Source organism: Brenneria izadpanahii (genome assembly GCF_017569925.1).
GTDB lineage: Bacteria > Pseudomonadota > Gammaproteobacteria > Enterobacterales > Enterobacteriaceae > Brenneria > Brenneria izadpanahii.
This window is the reverse complement of record NZ_CP050854.1, coordinates 1,561,673-1,583,751: the sequence shown is the minus strand read 5'-3', so window position 1 is coordinate 1,583,751 and position 22,079 is coordinate 1,561,673. Positions and strand designations below refer to the sequence as shown.

The following is a 22,079-nucleotide window of genomic DNA, read 5'->3' as shown; positions in this document are numbered from 1 at the left end:
ACCATACCTTTAATGCGTTTTCCGGCTCATCGCCTGCTGGAATAGCCTTTCCCACATATCATTCACCAGCGCTTGATCCGGAGGAGACAGCTCGCCGTTTTTGATGGCTTTATCAATGCTGCCGCTGACCCGCGCATAAAGCGCTTCGGGAGTATGCTCGCCGTTCTCCTCCGCTTCCGCCACCGACACCGTCAAATGACCCTGCAGATAGCCGCCGGCAAAAAGTTCGTCGTCGCTGGCATGCTCCACCATGTCATCAATCAGCGCCAGAATACGCGCCTCAAATTCTGCGATCATTTATCATCCTCAGTTAATCGGTTTTCAGCGCGATTCAGCAGAGATCGGCTGGATAGGGAAAGCGTTCGGCCGTCAGCGGCGGCGTATTGTAAAACGATTGTAACGCATTAATAAAGCGCGCGGGCCGCGCCGGGATCCCCTGCTGCAGATACTGCATCACCTGCGCATGCACCCGGCGTTGAAAAGCGATGCGATCCGGCTCGACGTCGCCATTCAAATTGTCGCAGCTGACGTTGAACGGAAAATCCGCCGCCGCGCAGAACAGCCAATCGAACGCCTGCGGCTTGATCTCAACGGACTCAAACTGAGACTGAGTCATGGCGTCGCGCCCATCGGGACAATACCAGTAGCCGAAATCGACCTGCAAACGCCGTTTTTCGCCGGCAATGCACCAGTGGGAAATTTCGTGCAGCGCGCTGGCGTAAAAACCGTGCGCAAAGATAATCCGATGATACGGCGCCTGCTCGTCCGCCGGCAGATAGATTGGCTCATCATCGCCCTTGACCAGGCGGGTGTTGTACTCTTCGCTAAAGCAATCATTAAAAATATCGATTAACTGCTGATAGTGATGCGTACTCGTATTTGTTTTTGTCGCCATCAGAAAAATTGCCCCAGCCAATGTGCGATGTCATGCCCATGGTTGTCATAAATAAGTTTGCAGCTCATGATGGCGGAAACAATCACCAGCATAGGGCGAATCAGCTTTTGCCCCTTGCTCAACACCATTTTGGCGCCGAGACGCGCGCCGATAAACTGCCCCGCCAGCATCACCGCGCCCAGCCCCCACACCACTTTACCGCCAAGCATAAAAAACAGCAGCCCGCCGAAATTAGAGGTGAAATTAAGGATTTTGGCATGCGCCGTCGCCTTCGCCAGATTAAAACCGCTCAAGGTGACAAAAGCCAGCGCATAGAACGAGCCGGCTCCCGGACCAAAGAAACCGTCATAGAACCCGACGCAGCCGCCGGCAATCACGGCAAAAGGCAGCCCGGAAAGACGGCGCTGCCGGTCTTCATCGCCAATCTTCGGCGACAGCAAAAAATAGAGTCCGATGCCAATAATCAGCACGGGCAACAGCTGCCGCAGAAAATCGGCGTGAATCTGCTGGATTAGCCAGGCGCCAAACGTCGAACCGATGAAGGTCAAGGCGATTGCCAGCTTCTGCTCGACCAGATTAACCGCCCGGCGGCGGATAAAATAGAGGCTGGCTGAAAACGAACCGCCGACGGATTGCAATTTATTGGTCGCCAGCGCCTGCGCGGGCGACAGCCCGACGGCAAGCAAAGCCGGTACGCATAATAAACCGCCGCCACCGGCGATAGAGTCTATAAATCCAGCCAGAACGGCGACCAAAAAAAGAATGCCCAGCATTTCCGGACCGACAACAAACCAATCCATAAATTATTCCGCTGCAAAATGCTTATCGACTAAAGACTGACATGTAGAGGGTAAAGGCGGCGGCGAGGTTTTGACCGGCTGCTCCTGTCCCGGCTGCTTAGGCTGGAACCAACTGGTTAACTCAGCGCCGCATCCATCGCCTTGGGGCGGCGGCGCCTGCTCCTGACACTCCAGGCTATCGGCCGGACAGCGCAGACGAACGTGCATATGCGCGCGGTGGCCGAACCACGGACGAACTTTGCGTAGCCAGTCACGATCCTGACCCGCTTCGACGCACAGCTGTTTTTTTATCGCCGGATGAACGAAAATGCGCGTCACTTCGCTATCTTTCGCCGCCAGCTTCACCAGCGTCGCCACTTCAGGCCGCCAAACGCGGGGATTAATCTGGCGGCCATTTCCCGCGACCAGATCGATAGGCTGCGGCTTAAGAAGCTGTTGCTCGCTCCAGCGCCGCTTCGGTAATTGCAGCCAGATATCAACATCCAGGCCGGACTGATGGCTGGCATGGCCGCTGCTAAAACGCCCGCCGGCCGGCATCCCCATATCGCCAATCAATACATTGGCGGCCGTACGGCGCTTAACCGTTGCGCTCAGGCGGGAAATAAAAGCCAGCAGATCGGGATGACCATAGTAGCGCCGCTGATCGACGCGCATGACTTGATAATCCGGCGACTGCAGCGGCAGCGGATGAGCGCCGATGATGCAACCATTGGAAAAACTGCCGATGGCCTGAGGCGCGCCCGCAACCGGGTGCGTTATTTCCTGCCAGGGGGTCTTCGCCCATAGCGGTGCGCAGCATACCAACGCGATAAACCCAACTAACCCTTTTTTCATTATGTGTTACCAGCGGGGAACCTGACTTTCGACATCGCCACACTGCGCACGCTGGCGCAGCAGGTGATCCATTAATACAATCGCCATCATCGCTTCGGCAATCGGCACCGCGCGGATCCCCACGCAGGGATCGTGACGTCCGCGGGTTACCATTTCCGTCGCTTCGCCCTGACGGTTAATGGTTTTTCCCGGCACCATAATGCTGGACGTCGGTTTCAACGCCAAATGAGCAATAATGTGCTGTCCGCTGCTGATGCCGCCTAAAATGCCGCCGGCGTGGTTGCTCTGGAAACCCTGCGGGGTAATCTCATCGCGGTTTTCGCTGCCGCGTTTCGTCACCACCGCGAAGCCGTCGCCAATTTCCACCCCTTTCACCGCATTGATGCTCATCAGGGCGTGCGCCAGATCGGCGTCAAGACGATCAAATACCGGCTCACCCAACCCGGCGGGAACCGACTCGGCCACCACGCTGACCTTGGCGCCGATGGAATCGCCTTCTTTTTTCAGCGCCCGCATCAGCTCGTCCAAGGCATCCAATTTGTCGGCGTCCGGGCAGAAAAAAGGATTCTGTTCAACCAGATCCCAATCTTTCAGCTCACAGGCCACATCGCCGATCTGGGATAGATAGCCGCGAATTTTCACGCCGTGCTGCTGTTGCAGATACTTTTTCGCTATCGCCCCGGCCGCGACCCGCATCGCGGTTTCTCGCGCCGAAGAGCGGCCGCCGCCGCGATAATCACGCAGACCATATTTTTGTTCATAGGTGTAATCGGCATGACCTGGGCGGAAAACGTCTTTGATGGCGCTGTAATCCTGAGAACGCTGATCGGTATTTTCGATCAGTAAGCCAATGCTGGTTCCGGTGGTTACGCCGTCAAATACTCCCGAGAGAATACGAACCTGGTCGGGTTCACGACGCTGGGTCGTGTAACGGGACGTCCCTGGGCGGCGGCGATCCAGATCGTGTTGCAGATCGGCCTCCGTCAGCGGGATCCCTGGCGGTACGCCGTCAACCACACAGCCCAGGGCAATTCCGTGAGACTCACCAAATGTGGTGACGCGGAAAAACTGCCCAATACTGTTGCCTGCCATCACAACTCCTTAGCGTATCAATAATGGTTTTAACTTATGTATCGAATCAGTCACGATATATGCTGAAATGCGTTTGACAATCAACGAGTTGAGATTTGGTCAACATGAATACCCCGTCTCCGCCGTTGTCGAACTCCAGCCAGGTGAACGGGATATCGGGATATTGCTCGATCAAGTGCACCATGCTGTTGCCCACTTCGCAAATCAGCACGCCGTCATCGCTGAGATAGTCCGGCGCGCAAGCCAGAATACGGCGCACCAGTTTCAGGCCGTCGCTCCCTGCCGCCAGCCCCAATTCCGGCTCATAGCGGAATTCCTGCGGCAGATCCGACATGTCTTCTTCATCGACATAAGGCGGATTGGTCACGATCAGGTCGTACTGGATGGCGGGCAAGTCGCGGAACAGATCGGAACGGATGGGCGTAACGCAATGTTCCATGCCGTGTTGCTGTATGTTCTGTTCGGTCACCGCCAGCACATCCGCAGAGATGTCCACCGCGTCGACTTCCGCTTGCGGAAAAGCTTGGGCGCAGGCAATCGCAATACAGCCGCTGCCGGTGCACATATCCAGAATATGTGCGGGCGCTTTCGGCAGCAGTTCGCCGAAGTAATTGCCGATTAATTCGCCGATAGGCGAACGCGGCACCAAAACCCGCTCATCGACATAAAATTCCAGGCCGCAGAACCAGGCTTTGTTGGTCAGATAGGCGACCGGGATGCGTTCATTTACCCGGCGAATAACGCGTTCGACAATGCGATGACGCTCGCTGGAAGTTAAACGCGAGGTATACATATCCTCTGGAATATCAAGAGGTAAAAACAAACTGGGCAGAACCAGCTGAACCGCTTCATCCCAGGGATTATCCGTACCGTGACCATAATAGACATTGGCTGCGTTAAACCGGCTGACGGCCCAACGCAACATATCCTGTATGGTATGAAGATCGTTGATGGCCTCGTCGACGAAAATTTTGTCCAAGGTTATCCTCCGCAGACACATCCGAATGGAAAATTGACGCCTAGTTTGCCATGAAGCCCGCGACAAATCAGCAGTTATAACCTGCCGAGCTAAGGTTTAGCAGACTTTTATTTAGCGGCGGAACAGAGAAAAGGTAAACTGGCGGAATGTTGATGTAGAGTGACAAACCGATGAAGAATAAATACTCACTGAATGACGAAGAATTACAGCTGTTTCGTGCTTCAGTCTCCGGCGCTAAAAAGCTGCGCCAGGATACCTATCTCCATAAGCCGGCGCGCCGCAAACTCAGCGAGTTGCCGCCCAGACGGGCATTGCAGGAGCAGGTCGACGCCAGTTTTTATTTTTCAGACGAATTTCAGCCGCAGTTGGAAAGCGACGGCCCGACCCGCTACGTTCGCCCCGGCGTCGACCACTATGAATTGAAGAAACTGCGGCGGGGAGATTATTCCCCTGAGTTATTTCTCGATCTGCACGGTCTGACGCAATTGCAGGCCAAACAGGAACTGGGCGCGCTGCTGGCCGCCTGCCGCCGGGAACATGTTTATTGCGCCTGCGTTATGCACGGTCACGGCAAACATATTCTAAAACAGCAGACGCCGCTGTGGCTGGCGCAACATCCCGATGTGCTGGCGTTTCACCAAGCGCCCAAGGAGTTTGGCGGGAGCGCCGCGTTACTGGTGCTCGTCGCCCTGGATGCGCCTTCGTAGCCCCCTGGGCGGGAGCGCCTTCGGTTGGCAAGAAGCGCCTTGTTATGAAATCTTCCGTTCTAGCTGAGACGGGCTGACCTGCCAGTCAAACACGCCGTTGCCCGATTGCTCATCAATATTTACGCAGGCAATGGCCGAGGTCGCAAACATGGGGGCCGTTTCAGCTGGGCATAACTCCGCGACCAGGTAGCCGACCAATGGCAGGTGAGAGATAATCAGCACCGATTCCGTCCCTTCCTTTGCCAGCGTCTGTAGATAATAACTGACTAATTTGGCATTGCCGCCGGGCGTTAGCTCCGGCAAACACTCGTCTTCCACCGGCAATGACAAAATATCCCTAACCGCTTTCAACGTTTGCTGCGCGCGCAGGTAAGGACTAACCAGAATGCGATCGATATTCATTCCCTGGGTATTCAGCCAAAACGCCATCTTCTGCGATTCATCATAACCGCGCGCACTCAAGGGCCGCTGCGAATCGCTGGCGGCATCAGGCACGGCATCACCATGACGCATAATCAAAACTTGCATATCACACCGCTTTGTTGATGACAAATATTGTAATCAAAACGATTACGAATCAATAAGTTGATATGTACAACAGGCCAGCCTGATACAATGTCAGCTTACAACGAAAGGGTATTATTACAGATTCCTGTTGTAAATTTAATCACTAAATAAAGGGAGCGTTTTAGCGTAACCCCCGCAGGTTCGCCAAGTATGGCAAGCGGCGGCGAGCAGGTTATTTCCACAAAAATCAACCCACGATAAGCCGGTAGCCGCTTTCAAACGCCATCTCAAGCTCACCGAACATCCGCTCGCGCCCCCTTAGCCAAGGCAGAGATAAAGATCATGATTTTGGATTAAAACACTATGAAAAACCAATAATAAGGGATAAAAACACATAAAATAGCAACATCATTATCTTTTAAACTTTTTTATTACATATCAATATGCACACATTGTTAAACATTCATTCTGCTTCTATCTTTATTTTAATAGGCTAATACCTTTATTAAACAAAAATAAAATCCCGTCACAGATAATTGAATCAGCAGACGCGGAGAAATAGCCATTGGCATCATAAAGAGCTTTCGCCACTATTAATTATGTGGAACGCTACGATTAATATATCAACCTCATATTAGTCTCCTTGCGGTACTTTTTATTTCACCATGAAGAAAAATCAAAATACGCTGTAAACACAGAAAGCTCAGCCATTCGATTAATATTATTCATAATAATGATTATCTTTATCGTTATTAATAAATGGTTAATACGCCACCAGCAACGGGAAACGACAGCTATGCCGATGAATTATTCGGCCTGTTTCTTATTACTGGTGAAATAAATGCGGTTAAATATAAAGGAGTTAATATGAATGCAAAGAAAACGCTCTTACCTCCCCTGGTGGCGTTATTTACGCTGGGCGGCGCTTCAGTCGCGCATAGCGAAACGGTCACTGGCAACATCGGAGTGACGTTAACCATTACCACCGCGTGTGCGGTGGACAGCGGCACCAGTAGCGGCAGCACATGGGGCACCATCGATTTCGGTACGCACGATAGTCTGGCCACCAATATTGACGGTCAGGTGACCAGCACCTCCGGCAACGGATTAACGGTAACCTGTTCAACCGGCACGCCCGCAACCGTGCGCATCGGTACGGGGGCAAACGACAACAGCTCGCTACGAACCCTGGCATCAAGCGGGGGCACCTACAATATTCCTTATCGTTTATATACCGACGCCAATATGACCACGGAAATACCGCTGAACGACGCCGACGGCATCGCCCTCACCGCCACCGGGAGCGCGCAATCCATTCCCGTTCATGCCCGTATTCTGCCTTCGGATCAAACTATCCTGGCGCCGAGCGCCGGCACCTATACCGATACGGTTGCCGCCACCGTTGAATGGTAGTGATATTCAAGGCCATCACCGTTTGGTTTTGGCCTTTTTTATGATGCTTAAATCACAAGGAAGCGCCAATGCAGCCCGAATTTTTCCCTTATGCCGTCAGGCAGTGGGAGCAGCCTCGCCCTTTTCGGCCCGATGTCCCCGTTATTACTGCCCCCCTTGATTAACGGCAGGAAAGCAGAATGTCATGCCGACCAATGCTGTTCATCGCCTTGCTGCCGCTGGCCGCCGCTCCAGCCGGGGCATTGACCGTGAGCAGCACCTTTACCGTAGGCGCGGAAATTCAGAAAGGATGCGCGTTCGGCAATAACGTCGGCAGCAGCATATCCGATCTGGGAAACATCGATTTCGGTACGCAAAGCGCCGCCGTGGCCAATGTTGACGTGGCCAGTTCGGCGGGAAACGGATCGATTGTCGTGACTTGCACGCCCGGCATAACGGTGTCCATCGAACTGGACTATGGGCTGCACGGCGGAAACAGTTCGCGGCGCTACGTCATGAATACGACGGGAACGAGTTCGCTTCCATACCAGCTCTATCGCGACGCGTCGCGTACGCAGGTATGGGGAACCGGTGATTTGGCGATGAGCATTTCATCTTTTCCCGCCGCCACGCAGACCTACACCGTGTATGCACGATATTTCGGCGCCGCGCCGCTGCCGCCGGCAGGGGAATATACCGATAGCGTAACCGTCAGTGTGACCTATTAAAATAGGCATAATAAAAACATGAAGAAATTAGTCATTATTATTCAATTAGTTATTATGATATTAGCGTTCAGCGCCGCGCGTTGTTTCGCCGCCAGCAATATTCTCGTCTGGCCGATTTATCAGGTTATCGAGTCCGATGAAAACGCCTCCGCCCTGTGGCTGGAAAACAAGGGCAGCGCGCCCGTGGGAATGCAAATCCGGATTATGGCCTGGAAGCAGGTGGATTTTAAAGATCGCTATGCCGAACAGCAGGACGTCATCGCCACGCCGCCCTTCACCTCGCTCGATCCCGGCAAGCGCCATATGATTCGGCTGATGCGCACCACCCCGGCGCCGGCCAATACCGAACGCGCTTATCGCATCATTATTGACGAGATCGCCGAACCCTATCGCGATCAGCAAACGCCGAAAATGGGATTGCAGTTTCAAATGCGCTATCTACTGCCGTTATTTATTGACGGCGAAGGCATATGGACGCAGGAGCGTCCCGGTAAAAAACGCGCCATTGATGGTCCGATTCGGCCAGATTTGTACTGGAGTATCGTGTCGGTTGCGGGGAAACCCTATCTTTCCCTGCGTAATAACGGACGGGTTCACGCCCGGCTCAGTAATGTGTACTGGTCGACGACGCCGGACGGCGCCAGCAATAAAATCACCATGACCAGCGGTTTTCTGGGCTATGTCTTGCCCGGACAGGAAATGCGCTGGCCGCTGCCGGCGGGCGCCGCGGTGCCGGGAAGCTCCCAGCAGCTTTTTACCAATTTATCCGATATTGCCGAACCGGTTCTGATTAAACGTAAATAACGTGCTCTTTATTAGCAAGGATATAATGAAGATAGTCATTAATGTGAGAAAATATGCCATCGCGATATCTCACGCATTATTGGCCTCTGCCGTCTGTCTATTATTTCTTTATTCTGCATCGTCCTATGCGGAAGAATATTCCGATCTGCCGCCGCCGCCGCGAGTCCGACCATCAATTGATGAAGCCGTTTATTATTTAACTCTTGTCGTCAACGATCAGAGTAATAATATCGTTGTACCGGTTAATTATCGTAATGGAAATTATTATGTAGATGCCTCGGTACTGGAAGAAAATAAAATCAGGTTGCCGAAAAAAACCTGGGGACAGGTTAATGTCAATCAACTGCCAGGGGTTAAAGCGGAGTACGATCCCAGTCAACAGCGATTAAAACTGACCGTACCGCCTTCCTGGCTCCCCGAACAGAGCGTCGAGGGCGGCGCTATCGGTTCGGAACGTATCCGACCACGCAGCAGCGTGGGGATGTTATTTAACTATAACGCCTATTACTCCGCCCCGTCCGGCGGCGCAGACACGCTGAATACCCTAATGGAACAGCGCCTGTTTAGCGACTATGGCATTGTGTCCAATACCGGCATTTACAACTTCAGAACCGAAAGCGGAGCCGGCGGCCAGCCCGACGGCTATAGACGCTTCGATACTTACTGGCGCTACAGCGACAGCGATCGCGTACTGACTTATCAGGTGGGGGATTTGGTCAGCAACTCGCTGACCTGGAGCAATTCCGTGCGCATGGGCGGCGCGCGCATCAGCCGCAATTTTGGTCTGCGCCCCGACATCGTGACCTATCCGATGTTGCAGTACACCGGCTCGGCGGCGGTTCCCAGCACGCTGGATCTGTTTATCAATGGGTATAGGGCCAATAGCACCAACCTGAATCCCGGCCCGTTCACGCTAACCAATACGCCGTATCTCAACGGCGCCGGCGAAGCGACGGTCATTACCACCGACGCTCAGGGGCGGCAGGTGTCCACCACCATCCCGTTTTATGTATCCAACGAACTGCTGCGCGCCGGACTGAGCGATTTCGACTTATCGGTGGGCGCGCTGCGCCAGGACTACGGGTTCAGGAATGATGCCTATTCCTCCACCCCGGCTTTCAGCGGCATTTATCGTTACGGCCTCACCAACTGGCTGACGCTTTCCAGCCATGCGGAAGCGATGCAGGATCTGTATCTGGCGGGCGCAGGCACCGATTTTACCATTGGCCGCTGGGGAACGGTCAGCGCGTCGTACAGCCAAAGCGAAAAAAACGCCAGCGGCCAACAATACACGCTGGGATATTCCTATTACGCCCAATTGTTCGGGCTGAATCTGCAACATGCCAAACGCAACCCGTCGTATCGCGATCTGACCACCATTTACAGCGATATGCCCCTCAGCCGCGAGAGCAATCAGGCCACGCTGAGCACCCAGCTGTTCGGCAAGGGAAACGGCACGCTGGGCGTCGGCTATTTCGATATCACCTCGTCCGATCGTTCGCGCATCAAATTACTGAACCTGTCTTATAGCCGTCAGTTGTGGAAAAACAGTTCGATCTACGCAGCGCTCAACAAAACGTTGGGAGAAAATGACTACAGCGCGCAAATCCAACTGGTTGTTCCCTTTGGCTCACGCGACACCATCAACGCCGGCGTGCAGCGTGACGCGAACAGCAATTACGCTCCCCGCTTGGGGGTCACCCGCGCCGCCCCTACCGACGGCGGGTTCGGCTGGAACCTGGCTTACGCCGCGGGGAAAAATCCTTATCACCAGGGCTCGCTGAGCTGGCGCGGCCCTTACAATCTGCTGCAGGGCGGCGTCTACGGTAATGAAGGCAACACCACGCAGTGGGGGGAAAGCAGCGGTTCGCTGATCTATATGGACGGCAGCCTATTTCCCAGCAACCGTATTAACGATGCCTTCATCATCGTCGATACCGAAGGCTACGAAGGGGTGCCGGTCAAGTACGAAAACCAGTTGGTGGGAGTAACCAACCGGCGCGGACATCTGCTGGTGCCCTGGGTGACATCCAACTACTCGGCCAATGTGGCCATCGATCCGCTGCCGCTTCCCGCCAATGTGGAAACACCCCGCGTGGAAGATCGCATTTCGGTCAAGGAAGGCAGCGGTATCGTCGTGACTTTCCCCGTCCATCAGGTGCTTTCCGCCAATGTCGCTTTACGCAATAGCCAGGGCCAGCCGCTGGCTATCGGCACCTGGGTTACCGAGGAGGTCAGCGGCGCTACGACCATCAGCGGCCACGATGGGCTGGTGTATTTTTCCAATCTTGGCGCCGTCAACCGTTTACGGTTTAAACAGGAAGACGGTCGGACCTGCCGGGTTGAATTCACCCTGCCCAAAAACCTGACCATGATGGCGAGTATCGGCCCGCTGACCTGCCAAATAGACAATAAAGGATAAAACCATGCTGAAGAGTTCGCTATTACGCATCGTCGTTCTGCTGCTGGGGCTGAGCGTCGCGCCGTATGGATTTTCCGCCTGCACGGCGCCCGCCAGCAGCACGGTTCTCGGTCCGTACGCCTCTTCCGTCGTAGGCGTCAACGGCACATCGCAGATAGTCACCTCCGGCAGCGGGTTCAGTTGCAGCGGCAGTCTTCTGAGTCTCATCAGCACCAACACCATCACGGCGACGATTATCGGCGACACCAATGCCGCCGGCAACACCATGCGGCTACGCCGCGACAGCAGCAGCGACTATATTCCCTACACGTTGTGCATGGATTCCGGCTGCGCATCGCTCTACGACATCGGCTCCAGCAATACCTGGAGCGAGACCACCTTTCTGGGGCTGCTGGGATTGTTCAATGCCTCCGACGGCACGTTGCCCATCTACATCAAAACCAGCGTGGGCAATAACGTCGCCGCCGGAACCTATACCGATGTCATTACGATCAAATGGGATTACAAAGTGTGCAGCGTCGGAGTGTTGGGGTTATGCGTTTACAGCGAAGGCACCATTACATCCACGCTGAGTCTGTCGATGACCATCACCAACGATTGCCTGATCGCCAGCGCCCCCGATATTAATTTCGGCATCGCGGCGCTGCCCGCCGATTTTCCGCCGATCAGCAGCAGCATCGGCGTGAACTGCACCAAAGACGGCGCCTATACGGTGAAGCTGACCAGCACGCATCCCGATGATGACAACTGGCGCAGAATGACGGCCAGCGTAAACGGCACGCCATATTATCTGCAATACCAGATTTATCGGGACAACATCGCCTGGACCGAAAATGCCGACTACACCGCCACCGGATTGGGACTGGTGCAGAGTATTCCCTATACCGCACGCATCAATAGCGCCCAGGCCAACCAGCCGGCGGGCGTCTATACCGATACCGTCACGGTAACCGTGACCATTAACTAGGCTCCCCTTCATTACGGGGAACCCGCGGGAATGGCGTCCTGGGCCGGATAAAACGTTTGCTGATTTTCCCGCATGGTCAGCAAGCGTTCACAGGGCGCGAAGCGATCGCCATACTGCTGTTGCAATACCTGCAACGCTTTCACCACCGTCTCCATCCCGAGGCGATCCATATAGTGAAAAGGGCCGCCCAGAAACGGCGGAAAACCGAGGCCGAACACGGCGCCGATATCCCCGTCGCGGGCGCAGCGAATCACGTTTTCATCGAGACAGCGAGCGGCTTCATTCAACATCATCATCATGCCGCGCTGACCGATCAGCGCAGGATCGAGGTGGGCTTTCGGGGTCACGCCCAACAGCGAATAGATGGCGTTATCCACTTCTTTTTCAGCGCGCCAAAAGCGGCGTTTTTCGTTATATCGATAAAATCCTTTACCATTTTTTCGCCCTTTGCGGCCGTCTTGCAAAATGGCGTCAAACGCGGGAGGCAATTTGAAGCGCGCGCCCAGTCCCTGGCTGAGAACCGGAACCACCTTAGTGGCGACATCAATGCCGACCTCATCCAGCAGCGTTAACGGGCCGACGGGAAATCCCAAACGCACCAGCGCATAATCAATAGACTCGACCGGTTCGCCTTCCAGCAGACAGTAGGCCGCTTCATTAATATACGGCGCCAGTATGCGGTTAACGTAGAAACCCGCGCGATCGGCAACCACAATCGCCGTTTTTCCCTGCTTTCTCGCCAGCGCCACCGTAGCGGCGATCGTTTCCGCACTGGTTTGCGCATGAGGAATAACCTCGACCAGCGGCATCTTGTCTACCGGGCTAAAATAGTGCAGACCGATCACCTGTTGCGGGCGGCGCGCGCGCTGTGCGATCTGATGAATAGGCAATGATGAGGTGTTGGACGCAAAAATCGTATGCGGGGCGGCGTGTTGTTCAACCTCCGCCACCATCTGCTGTTTCAGCGGCAGGTCTTCAAATACGGCTTCGATGACCATATCGGTATATTCGAATCCCTGGTAATCCGTGCTGCCGGAAATCAACGCCATCAGCCGTTGCTGCTCGCCAGGCTTCATGCGTTTTTGCCGAACCTGCGCCGTCAGCAACTGCCAGCTATATTTCAGCGCATGGTTAACGCCTTGTTCATTAATATCTTTAATCCGGACCGGTAAACCACCGCGCATGACGGTTATATGGGCAATGCCGCCGCCCATCAATCCGCCCCCCAGAACCCCGACCAGGCGGATAGGCCGCGCATCAGCCGCAGCGGCGGACTCCCTTTTTAACGAGGTTGAAGCGAAAAACAGGCGGCGTAACGCCGCTGACTCCGCCGTCATCACCAGCTTGCCGAACGCTCTGGCCTCCTGGCGGTAGCCTTCCTCCGCGCCCTTTTCCATTCCCCGGCGAATCACCTGAATAATGCGCGCCGCGGCCGGATAATTACCCTGGGTTCTGGCCCGCGTTTTAATTTTGACGAATTTGAATAACAACCGCCTGATCACCGGCCAGCCCAGCACACGGGAACGCCAGTTCAGCGGCGCGGTTTTTTTACGTTTTCCCTGTTTGATCATCCCGGTTGCCGTTTCCAGCAAAATGCTGTGCAGCACCGCGTCGTCAACCAGTCCCAGTTTTACCGCCTGACGCGCGCGAATACGCCGTCCGGTCAGGATAATATCCAGTGCGTTATCCACCCCGATCAGCCTGGGCAAACGCTGCGTACCGCCGGAGCCGGGTAATAAACCTAGCCGCACTTCCGGTAGGCCCAATACCGTTTTATCACTCAGCGAACACACCCGATAATCACAGGCCAGCGCCAGCTCTAATCCGCCCCCCAGACAGGCGCCGTGAATGGCCGAAACCACCGGGAAAGGCAGCGCGGCAAGGTATGCGAACGTATCCTGTCCCTGTTTCGCCAGATTTTCCGCCTGCTCCGCGCTGGCGCAGCGATTCAGCATACCGATGTCCGCGCCGGCGATAAACGAATCCGGCTTGGCGGAAATCAGCACCAGCCCCCTGAGCGAAAGATGCTGCCGGGCCTGCTCAAGGATCTTCCTGAACTGCCCGGCGAATTCGCTTTTCAGCGTGTTGACCTTTTCGCCTGGGACATCAATAGTGACGATGCCGATATTGTCCGGACGAATAGTCAGGGAAAAAGCCGAAACGTTCTCCGACGGGGCTGATAACGGTTGCCGCTCGCTCATGCTGTCACCTCCAGTACCATCGCCGCGCCCAATCCTCCCGACGCGCAGGCGGTCGCCAGTCCCAGACCGCCTCCGCGGCGACGCAGTTCATTCAATGTCTGAGTGATCATGCGCGCGCCCGTAGCCGCAAACGGATGCCCGTAGGCAATAGAGCCGCCGAGCACATTGAATTTATCCATATCCACTTCGCCCAGCGGAGCGCCGCGTCCAAGTTTGTCGCGCGCAAAATCCTTACAGGCGAACATCTTCAGATTCGCCAGCGTCTGGGCGGCGAACGCTTCGTGCATATCGATCAACGCCAGATCGGACAACCTAATTCCGGCGCGCTCCAGCGCAACGGGCGATGCATAGGCCGGGCCTAACAACATATCCTGCTGCACGCCTATCGCGCTGAAGGCATAGCTGCGCAGATAACCCAGCGGAGTAAAACCCAAATGTCTGGCTTTGGACTCGCTCATCATCAGGATCGCCGCCGCTCCATCCGTCAGCGGGGTGCTGTTGCCCGCCGTTACGCTGCCGTGCTTGCGGTCAAAAACCGGGCTCAACCGGGCATAGTGCTCCGGCGCCGAGTTTCGGCGCACGTTGTTATCCTCGCCAAGCGCCTGTAAGTAAGGCGGCACATAGGCCGTCATCACTTCATTACGCAATTTGCCCTCTTCCCACGCGCGGGCCGCCAGCCGATGAGAACGATACGCCAGCGCATCCTGCGCTTCCCGCGTGATGCCGTAGGTTTTCGCCATCTGCTCGGCGATATCGCCCATCCGCAGGCCGGTGGAATACTCGGCCACCGACGGCGCTACCGGCAATAAATTCCTGGGGCGTAATTGGGTCAACAGCTTAAGACGCTGGCTCAGCGTGCGCGCCTTGCTCAGATCAAGCAGTATCCGGGCAAGCGGCTTGCTCACGCCGATCGGCAGCACTGAAGAAGAGTCTGCGCCGCCGGCTATCCCCACGTCGATAGTCCCCGCCATAATGCTTTCAGCGACATTGACGACAGCCTGAAAACTTGTCGCGCAGGCGCGGGATACGCTGTAGGCGTCGGTGTGCACGCTCATGCCGGTTCCCAGCACGATTTCTCTGGCAATATTGGGCGCTTCCGGCATTTGCACCACCTGGCCGAAAACCAGTAATTCAATCAGTTCGGGAGCGATGCCGGAACGAATGAGCAACTCACTCACCACAATTTTGCCCAGTTCCAGCGCGGAGACGCCATGATAGGCCGTTGCCTGACGGGCAAACGGAGTGCGTAACCCGCTCACAATCGCCACGCGATCGCCACGACAGGTTCTCAGTGGTAACACCTCACTCATAAGCGCTCCTGCTAACTGAGAAAATCAAATAGCCGCACAGCAGGTCAGACCTGATTTCATTGTTAACCAGATAGTTACATTACGCAAACGCGCGCAGTACAAAAGTGTGAGCATCAACGTAGGGAAATAATGGGCGAGGGAGAGAGGAAGCAGGCAGAGAGAGAATAAAAATGGGGGCGCTGTACCGCCCCCATAAACATCGCGCAAATTAACGCAGGCCCAGTTGAAAGATCATCGTTTCGGCCTGGCAACTAAAGATAAAATCAATGTCCAGCTTCACTCCGCCTTCCACGGCGTCCAGTTTGCTGTTGATCTGGCAAGGTTCGGATTCCACGGAACGGGCTTTGTCCGTCAACGCTTTCAGCATCGCTTCAGCCTCGGCGCGATCGGCAAAAATCTTACTGTACGACGCGGTGCAATCGGTATTATCCATCACCGTGCCAACATCTACGCAGCAGCAAGCGGCGGTTTCTTCAGCACTACATTTGTTGATCGAGTTCGTCATTATTTGCTCCTCTACGGGCAGTAACCTATACCCTTCATCTTTCAAGCCGCAGGCACTCGGCCCATCCGTGAGCCTCGCCCATAAAGGGCCAACGCTTCGCGTTGTTCAAAACGATAACGTTTTGTCCTGCAACTTGAAATCTATTGGGTATATATGCAGATATGATCCGGTTCAAAAAAACGATTATTCGTTCCTATTCTACTCACCGAGTCGCCATAGCACTAGAACTTACTGTCCATAGGGGCATTTAGTGATATTCGTCACATTCCAGAGTTATGTCATTGTGAAATTACCGTAACTTCCTCTCGACAAAAACAGCCGTAATGTTATGGCGATCTTGTTTCTTATCATTTTACACACATAAACAATACATTTTATTAACAACAAAGTATTCCATACATATACTTTGCCAACTGGTCTGATTTGCCAAGCCGAATCCGCCCCCTACAATGCGCGGCCCTTGTTACATCGAGTAACAAATGTTAATTACCGCCCCTATATAGAGATTTTGGTTATGAGTCCCCAAAACCCGTTAAAACAATCCTCAATTGCTGTGTTAGTGACAATAATATCGGCCAATGCATCCGCTGCCGGCTTTCAACTTAATGAGTATTCGTCATCCGGACTGGGACGCGCTTTTTCCGGCGATGCGGCGATAGCGGATAATGCGACATCCGCTAGCCGTAATCCGGCGACCATGACCCTATTTGATCGCCCTGCTTTCTCTGGCGGTGTGACCTACATTAATCCCGATATTGACGTAAAAGGCGAAAACTCACTTACCGGTCAGGATACCAGCGCGAAAAATATCGCTCCGCACGCCTGGGTGCCGAACCTGCATTTTATTATGCCCCTAAACGATAAATGGGCCATCGGCGCTTCCGCGGTGACCAACTACGGCCTGGCGACCGAGTTTAACGATAATTACCCGGCAGGCACCATCGGCGGGCAAACCGATCTGGTCACCTCTAATCTCAATCTGAGCGCCGCTTATCGTCTGAATCAGCATTTCAGCTTTGGGCTGGGCGTCAATGCCGTCTATGCCGATGCGAAAATTGTGCGCCGCGCGGGCGAATTAGCCAACATTCCCGCGTCAATGGGCGGGCTGCAAGGTATCGTGGCGGGCCCGTCGTCCGAAGTGGCGCATCTGGAAGGCAAAGAATGGGGCTACGGCTGGAACGCCGGGATCCTGTATGAAGTGAATGAAAAACACCGCTTCGGGCTGACCTACCGCTCCAAAGTCAATATTGATTTCAACGGCGACTATCGCAGCGATTTGCCGGCGATTGTGCCTGGCCCTCCCGTCGGCACGGGCGGCGCCGTCATCCCTGGCGAACTCAGACTGAGTTTGCCGGAGATGTGGGAAGTCTCGGCTTACCATCGCGTCGCGCCGCAATGGGCGGTGCATTACAGCCTGGCTTACACCAGTTGGAGCCAGTTCCAGGAGTTAAGGGCCGCCGGCGGCAACGGACAGACGTTATTCCGCAAAGAAGAGGGCTTCCGCGATGCTTACCGTATCGCCCTGGGCGCCACCTATTATCATGACGACAACTGGACTTTCCGTACCGGCATCGCTTTTGACGACAGTCCGGTTCCGGCGGACAAACGCTCCATCTCAATCCCCGATCAGGACCGTTTCTGGCTGAGCGCAGGCACTACCTACGCCTTTAATAAAGACGCGTCGGTCGATGTCGGCGTTTCCTATATGCACGGACAGAAAGTATCGATTAATGAATCGGTTTCCGATCAGGCAGGGTCGCCCAGCTATCAGTTCACCTCAAAAGGGAAAGCCTGGCTGTATGGCGTAAATCTTAACTACGCGTTCTAACTCCTCATTCAGGATGTAAAAAAGGCCGCTTACGCGGCCTTAAAGGGATACTTTCAACCGTTATTCCGGTTTAACTTCAATGTAGTTCAAGTTCAGGGTGCTGCTGGTGTAACGACGAATGTCGTTGGTCATTTCAATATTTCCATCCAGCTTATGACCATAGGAAGGGATGATTTCCTTCAGCTTGGCCTGCCATTCCGGCGTAGCGACCTTATCTTTAAACACTTTTTCCATCAGGTTCAGCATGATCGGCGCAGCGGTGGAAGCGCCCGGAGAAGCTCCCAGCAAAGCCGCGATTGAACCATCCTGCGAGCTGACGATTTCGGTGCCCAACTTCAACACCCCGCCTTTATCCGCGTCTTTCTTGATGACCTGGACACGCTGCCCGGCAACGATCAGTTTCCAATCTTCCTTCTTCGCGTCGGGGAAATACTCCTGCAAGGCGGCAAAACGGTCGTCGTCGTTCATCATCACCTGACTGATCAAATACTTAACCAAGTCGAAATTATCCAGCCCGACGTGCGTCATTGGCAAGACGTTGGAGAAGGTCACCGAACCGATCAGATCCCACAGCGAGCCGTTTTTCAGGAATTTGCTGGAGAAAGTGGCGAATGGCCCGAACAGCACGACGGGCTTGCCGTCAAAAATACGGGTATCCAGATGGGGAACCGACATCGGAGGCGCGCCTACAGAGGCTTTGCCATAGACTTTCGCCATATGCCGTTTTACCACGTCGGGATTATCCGTCACCAGGAATTCGCCGCCTACCGGGAAACCGCCATAGGCATCGGCTTCGGGAATGCCGGATTTCTGCAACAGCGGCAGTGCGGCGCCGCCGGCGCCAATGAAGACAAACCTGGCTTTGATGACCGTTTCCTTCTCGCCGTTTTTCAAATCGGCGTAAGTCACGCTCCAGGTTTTATCCGCATTACGCGTGATAGCCCTGACTTCAGAATTGAGGTGCAGCGCAAAATTCTGTTTGTTCTTCAACGAATCAACCAACTGGCGGGTAATTTCACCGTAGTTGACGTCAGTACCGATCGGCATACGCGTGGCGGCGATCTTCTGCGCCGGATCGCGGCCTTCGATAATCAGGGGAGCCCACTCTTTAATCGTATTCGGATCGTCGGAGAATTCCATACCGCGGAACAGCGTACTGTGTTGCAGCGCCTGATAACGCTGGTTCAGGAAACGGGTATTTTCATCTCCCCAGACAAAACTGATATGCGGAACGCTGTTGATAAAAGAGTTAGGGTTATGAAGAACGCCGTTTTTGACCTGATATGACCAGAACTGGCGCGAAATTTCGAATGCTTCGCTGATGGCCACCGCCTGGCTGATATTAATCGGGCCATTAGGATTTTCAGGAGTATAGTTCAGCTCCATAAAGGCCGAGTGGCCGGTTCCCGCGTTATTCCAGCCATTGGAACTCTCTTCCGCCACATTATCCATACGCTCGACCATGTCGATGGACCAGTCCGGCTGAAGCTCTTGCAAATAAGTGCCCAGCGTCGAACTCATAATCCCGCCGCCAATCAGCACAACATCCGTGGTTTTCTCGGTTGCATTACTTTCTTCCGCCGCTGCTTGCGCTTGCTGAGAAACGCCAGCCACACCAAGGCATAAAATCATAGTGAGTAGTTTCTTCATGCTTATATCTCTATTCATTGAATTTTTATAATTGCAGGCAAATAGACTTTCCAGGCATCCCTTGCCGCCAGCGCAATCATCATCCCCGTAGCAAAAAATTGTCGCTCATGACCCTTTTGTTAATAAGGATTTTAACAAAAAAATCAATTGGCTGACTCTTTTCAGCACAAAGGGCGCCAATACCGGCTGCCGGTGTAACATTATTGTTACCTGTGGGGAGAAATGACACTTTTGTAAGTAAATAAACCATCAACAATGAAATAACTTTTGTGAAACAAAGACTTTTGTGTATCGGCGGGAACGGCGCTAAACAGCATTTTATAAAAGACAAAGGCACCCGAAGGTGCCTTAGCAGAACGAAAAGATAATACGCTTACTTAGCGGAGTCGATTTCACCAAGAGAATCTTCAATCGCCGCGGCATTGGGATTCTCCTGCGGAGTGATTTTCCCGTCGCCGGCCAGGAAATCATGCCGTTGGAAATAGGCTTCACGCACCATCAGGTAAGGATCGGAAGAATTACGCAACAGTCCGTCGGAATCCAGCAGTTGCGCGCGTGTTTCCAGCCCTTCCAGCACCCATTTACCCGCCGACATCCAGAATGTCAGGTAGCTCAGCGGCGGATAAAGCGTATCCACCACGCCGCCGCCGTCTTCACGAATTGTGGCGCTGCCATAACCAGGTAGAACCACATACGGCCCATAGCCCATACCGTAATTACCCAGCGTACTGCCGAAACGACGGGGTTCCTCTTTCGCCAGTTTGGGATTCGCCATTGACGCCACATCAATCAAACCGCCCATCCCCAACAGGGTATTCAGGAAAAACCGGTTGAAATGCACCATGGCTTTATACGGTTTGCCTTCGACAAAGTAGTTCACCATTGTCGCCGGCTCAGATAGGTTGCCGAAGAAATTGTTTAACCCATTACGCGCCGGCGATGGCACATAATCTCGCCATACAACGGCCGCCGGCCTCACCAGATACGGATCCAGAACGTCATAGTTAAAACTGAACATGGTACGGTTAAATCCTTCAAGCGGGTCTGAACGCCCTTCTTGAGACCGATCCCCGGAACTGGCACAGCCGATAAGTAACAAACTGGCAAGCAGCACCCCGCTCAGGCGGTAATTCATATTTTTTGTTCTCCCTGATTATCTTGCGTTATACCCGAGGCTGAGAATGGGGCATTCCCAGAACCTGCTCGGCCCATCAGGATGGGAAGCAAAGGGCGGAATATCGCCCGACAGTGTAACATTTTATTGCCCCGCTTCTACGCTAGCTTGTGCATTTTCAGGTATTTATCAGACGATCCTCAATCCATCGTCATATAACCGAAATACCGGCGTCACGCACAGTTTAGCAGCCAGCCGCAACACTTTCCCCCTGCCGGCCTGACGAGAATAGCATAGGGACCGCAAGCGGGTGATAACGCAAACGCCGCCGCACAGGTTGAAAACGACTACGCTTATAACAATAAAGAGGACAACAGAGAGAGTACCGATGAGTCATCCGTCAGTAAAATCCCCCCATAAAGAGAAAGCGAACCAACATCATCATGATAAGAAAAGCATTGAAGTAGAAAGCAAAGAAAAGAGCCAGGGAAAAGAAATCGAACTTAATGCAGCGATGCTCCCCTCCCCCGCCGCCGCCATACATGAAGAAATTCGTCAGGAAGGACAGAAAGAACTGGAACGTGACGCCCTGGCGCTTTTCTGGTCGGCTATCGCCGCCGGCCTATCCATGGGCACCTCTTTCATGGCTATCGGAATGCTGCATATTAATCTGGTTGGCGTTCCCGGCGGTTTTTTGCTGCAAAGTTTTGGCTACACCATTGGCTTCGTGATCGTCATTATGGCCCGCCAGCAGCTGTTTACCGAAAATACCGTTACCGCGGTGCTGCCTGTTATGCACAAGCCGGCGCGCCATAATTTCTACCTGCTGTTCCGCTTATGGGGACTGGTGCTGGCGGGCAACCTGGTGGGAACGGCGCTGGCCGCACTGGCGTTCACCCATATGCCGGTATTTGACGGCGCAACCCGCGACGCGCTGATTGAGATCTCCATGAAGGTAATGAAAAATTCACCGACGGAAATGTTCGCCAACGCGGTCGTCTCCGGCTGGATTATCGCCACCATGGTTTGGATGCTGCCGCACTCCGGTTCAGCCAAAATATGGGTCATCATCATTATGACCTGGATGATTGCATTCAGTAATCTCACCCATATTGTTGCCGGCGCTTCGGAAATTTTTTACCTGGTGTTTATCGGCAAAATCGCCTGGCAGGACTTCATCTGGCCTTTTGCTCTGCCGACGCTGGCGGGCAACATCATCGGCGGCACTTTTATTTTCGCCCTGATTAGCCACGCCCAAACCCGCAACGACATGAGCAATAACGCCGCCCAAGAGACGTCCGGGCAGGAAAAACGCCCCCCGCGTTAATAAAAAAAGAGGCCTGA

General features: G+C 54.0%; 20 protein-coding genes. 8 read left to right on the top strand and 12 right to left on the bottom strand.

Translation table 11 applies throughout. The features are described from left to right. Positions 1-9: 9 nt before the first annotated feature. Genes HC231_RS07025 through prmB form a run of 6 tightly spaced genes read right to left on the bottom strand, consistent with a single transcriptional unit; the run spans position 10 to position 4,600 of the window. Positions 10-297 (bottom strand): YfcL family protein, encoded by a 288-nt coding sequence (locus HC231_RS07025; protein WP_208230345.1) that lies wholly within the window; start codon positions 295-297, stop codon positions 10-12. A 34-nt stretch (positions 298-331) separates the two neighbouring features. Then, positions 332-895: an elongation factor P hydroxylase gene (locus tag HC231_RS07020; RefSeq protein WP_208230344.1), complete on the bottom strand. Its 564-nt coding sequence runs from the start codon at positions 893-895 to the stop codon at positions 332-334. Next, positions 895-1,695, bottom strand: coding sequence for a sulfite exporter TauE/SafE family protein (locus HC231_RS07015; RefSeq protein WP_208230343.1), 801 nt, complete (start codon positions 1,693-1,695; stop codon positions 895-897). Before HC231_RS07015 ends, HC231_RS07020 begins: the two co-directional genes overlap by 1 nt. A gap of 3 nt (positions 1,696-1,698) precedes the next feature. Then, positions 1,699-2,529, bottom strand: a complete 831-nt coding sequence (mepA, locus tag HC231_RS07010) for a penicillin-insensitive murein endopeptidase (RefSeq protein WP_208230342.1) — start codon at positions 2,527-2,529, stop codon at positions 1,699-1,701. 6 nt (positions 2,530-2,535) lie between these two features. Further along, positions 2,536-3,621, bottom strand: coding sequence for a chorismate synthase (aroC, locus tag HC231_RS07005; protein ID WP_208230341.1), 1,086 nt, complete (start codon positions 3,619-3,621; stop codon positions 2,536-2,538). A gap of 46 nt (positions 3,622-3,667) precedes the next feature. Beyond that, positions 3,668-4,600 (bottom strand): 50S ribosomal protein L3 N(5)-glutamine methyltransferase, encoded by a 933-nt coding sequence (gene prmB / locus HC231_RS07000; protein ID WP_208230340.1) that lies wholly within the window; start codon positions 4,598-4,600, stop codon positions 3,668-3,670. A 170-nt stretch (positions 4,601-4,770) separates the two neighbouring features. On the opposite strand from prmB, the gene smrB reads away from it, so the two are divergent. Continuing rightward, positions 4,771-5,307: an endonuclease SmrB gene (gene smrB / locus HC231_RS06995; RefSeq protein ID WP_208230339.1), complete on the top strand. Its 537-nt coding sequence runs from the start codon at positions 4,771-4,773 to the stop codon at positions 5,305-5,307. 42 nt (positions 5,308-5,349) lie between these two features. On the opposite strand, the gene sixA is transcribed toward smrB, so the two are convergent. Beyond that, complete coding sequence (gene sixA / locus HC231_RS06990) at positions 5,350-5,835, bottom strand: phosphohistidine phosphatase SixA (protein WP_208230338.1); 486 nt, start codon at positions 5,833-5,835, stop codon at positions 5,350-5,352. 846 nt (positions 5,836-6,681) lie between these two features. Here sixA and HC231_RS06985 point away from each other — a divergent pair. The 5 genes from HC231_RS06985 to HC231_RS06965 all read left to right on the top strand — a co-directional run bounded on the left by HC231_RS06985 (position 6,682) and on the right by HC231_RS06965 (position 12,127). Beyond that, positions 6,682-7,227, top strand: coding sequence for a Csu type fimbrial protein (locus HC231_RS06985; RefSeq protein ID WP_208230337.1), 546 nt, complete (start codon positions 6,682-6,684; stop codon positions 7,225-7,227). Positions 7,228-7,406: 179 nt separating this feature from the next. After that, positions 7,407-7,934, top strand: coding sequence for a Csu type fimbrial protein (locus HC231_RS06980; RefSeq protein WP_208230336.1), 528 nt, complete (start codon positions 7,407-7,409; stop codon positions 7,932-7,934). Between the two features lie 18 nt (positions 7,935-7,952). Continuing rightward, positions 7,953-8,738 (top strand): fimbrial biogenesis chaperone, encoded by a 786-nt coding sequence (locus tag HC231_RS06975; protein WP_208230335.1) that lies wholly within the window; start codon positions 7,953-7,955, stop codon positions 8,736-8,738. A gap of 25 nt (positions 8,739-8,763) precedes the next feature. Next, entirely contained in the window at positions 8,764-11,160 is a 2,397-nt protein-coding gene (locus HC231_RS06970) for a fimbria/pilus outer membrane usher protein (protein WP_208230334.1), read from the top strand. Positions 11,161-11,164: 4 nt separating this feature from the next. Then, positions 11,165-12,127 carry a Csu type fimbrial protein gene (locus HC231_RS06965; RefSeq protein WP_208230333.1) on the top strand — a complete coding sequence of 321 codons (963 nt, stop codon included), beginning with the start codon at positions 11,165-11,167 and terminating at the stop codon, positions 12,125-12,127. A gap of 11 nt (positions 12,128-12,138) precedes the next feature. On the opposite strand, the gene fadJ is transcribed toward HC231_RS06965, so the two are convergent. From fadJ to HC231_RS06950, 3 genes are all read right to left on the bottom strand, one after another. Next, positions 12,139-14,328, bottom strand: coding sequence for a fatty acid oxidation complex subunit alpha FadJ (gene fadJ, locus HC231_RS06960; protein WP_208230332.1), 2,190 nt, complete (start codon positions 14,326-14,328; stop codon positions 12,139-12,141). Next, complete coding sequence (gene fadI, locus HC231_RS06955) at positions 14,325-15,638, bottom strand: acetyl-CoA C-acyltransferase FadI (RefSeq protein WP_208230331.1); 1,314 nt, start codon at positions 15,636-15,638, stop codon at positions 14,325-14,327. Before fadI ends, fadJ begins: the two co-directional genes overlap by 4 nt. A gap of 208 nt (positions 15,639-15,846) precedes the next feature. Continuing rightward, entirely contained in the window at positions 15,847-16,143 is a 297-nt protein-coding gene (locus HC231_RS06950) for a YfcZ/YiiS family protein (protein WP_208230330.1), read from the bottom strand. A gap of 514 nt (positions 16,144-16,657) precedes the next feature. Between HC231_RS06950 and fadL the strand changes: the two genes are divergently transcribed. Then, entirely contained in the window at positions 16,658-17,971 is a 1,314-nt protein-coding gene (gene fadL / locus HC231_RS06945) for a long-chain fatty acid transporter FadL (protein WP_208230329.1), read from the top strand. A 60-nt stretch (positions 17,972-18,031) separates the two neighbouring features. On the opposite strand, the gene mqo is transcribed toward fadL, so the two are convergent. Beyond that, the gene (mqo, locus tag HC231_RS06940) at positions 18,032-19,621 is read right to left on the bottom strand and encodes a malate dehydrogenase (quinone) (protein ID WP_208230328.1); all 1,590 of its coding nucleotides are present in this window, start codon (positions 19,619-19,621) and stop codon (positions 18,032-18,034) included. Between the two features lie 373 nt (positions 19,622-19,994). After that, entirely contained in the window at positions 19,995-20,756 is a 762-nt protein-coding gene (mlaA, locus tag HC231_RS06935; protein ID WP_208230327.1) for a phospholipid-binding lipoprotein MlaA, read from the bottom strand. Positions 20,757-21,123: 367 nt separating this feature from the next. Between mlaA and HC231_RS06930 the strand changes: the two genes are divergently transcribed. Continuing rightward, positions 21,124-22,062, top strand: a complete 939-nt coding sequence (locus HC231_RS06930; protein WP_208230326.1) for a formate/nitrite transporter family protein — start codon at positions 21,124-21,126, stop codon at positions 22,060-22,062. Positions 22,063-22,079: the final 17 nt, after the last annotated feature.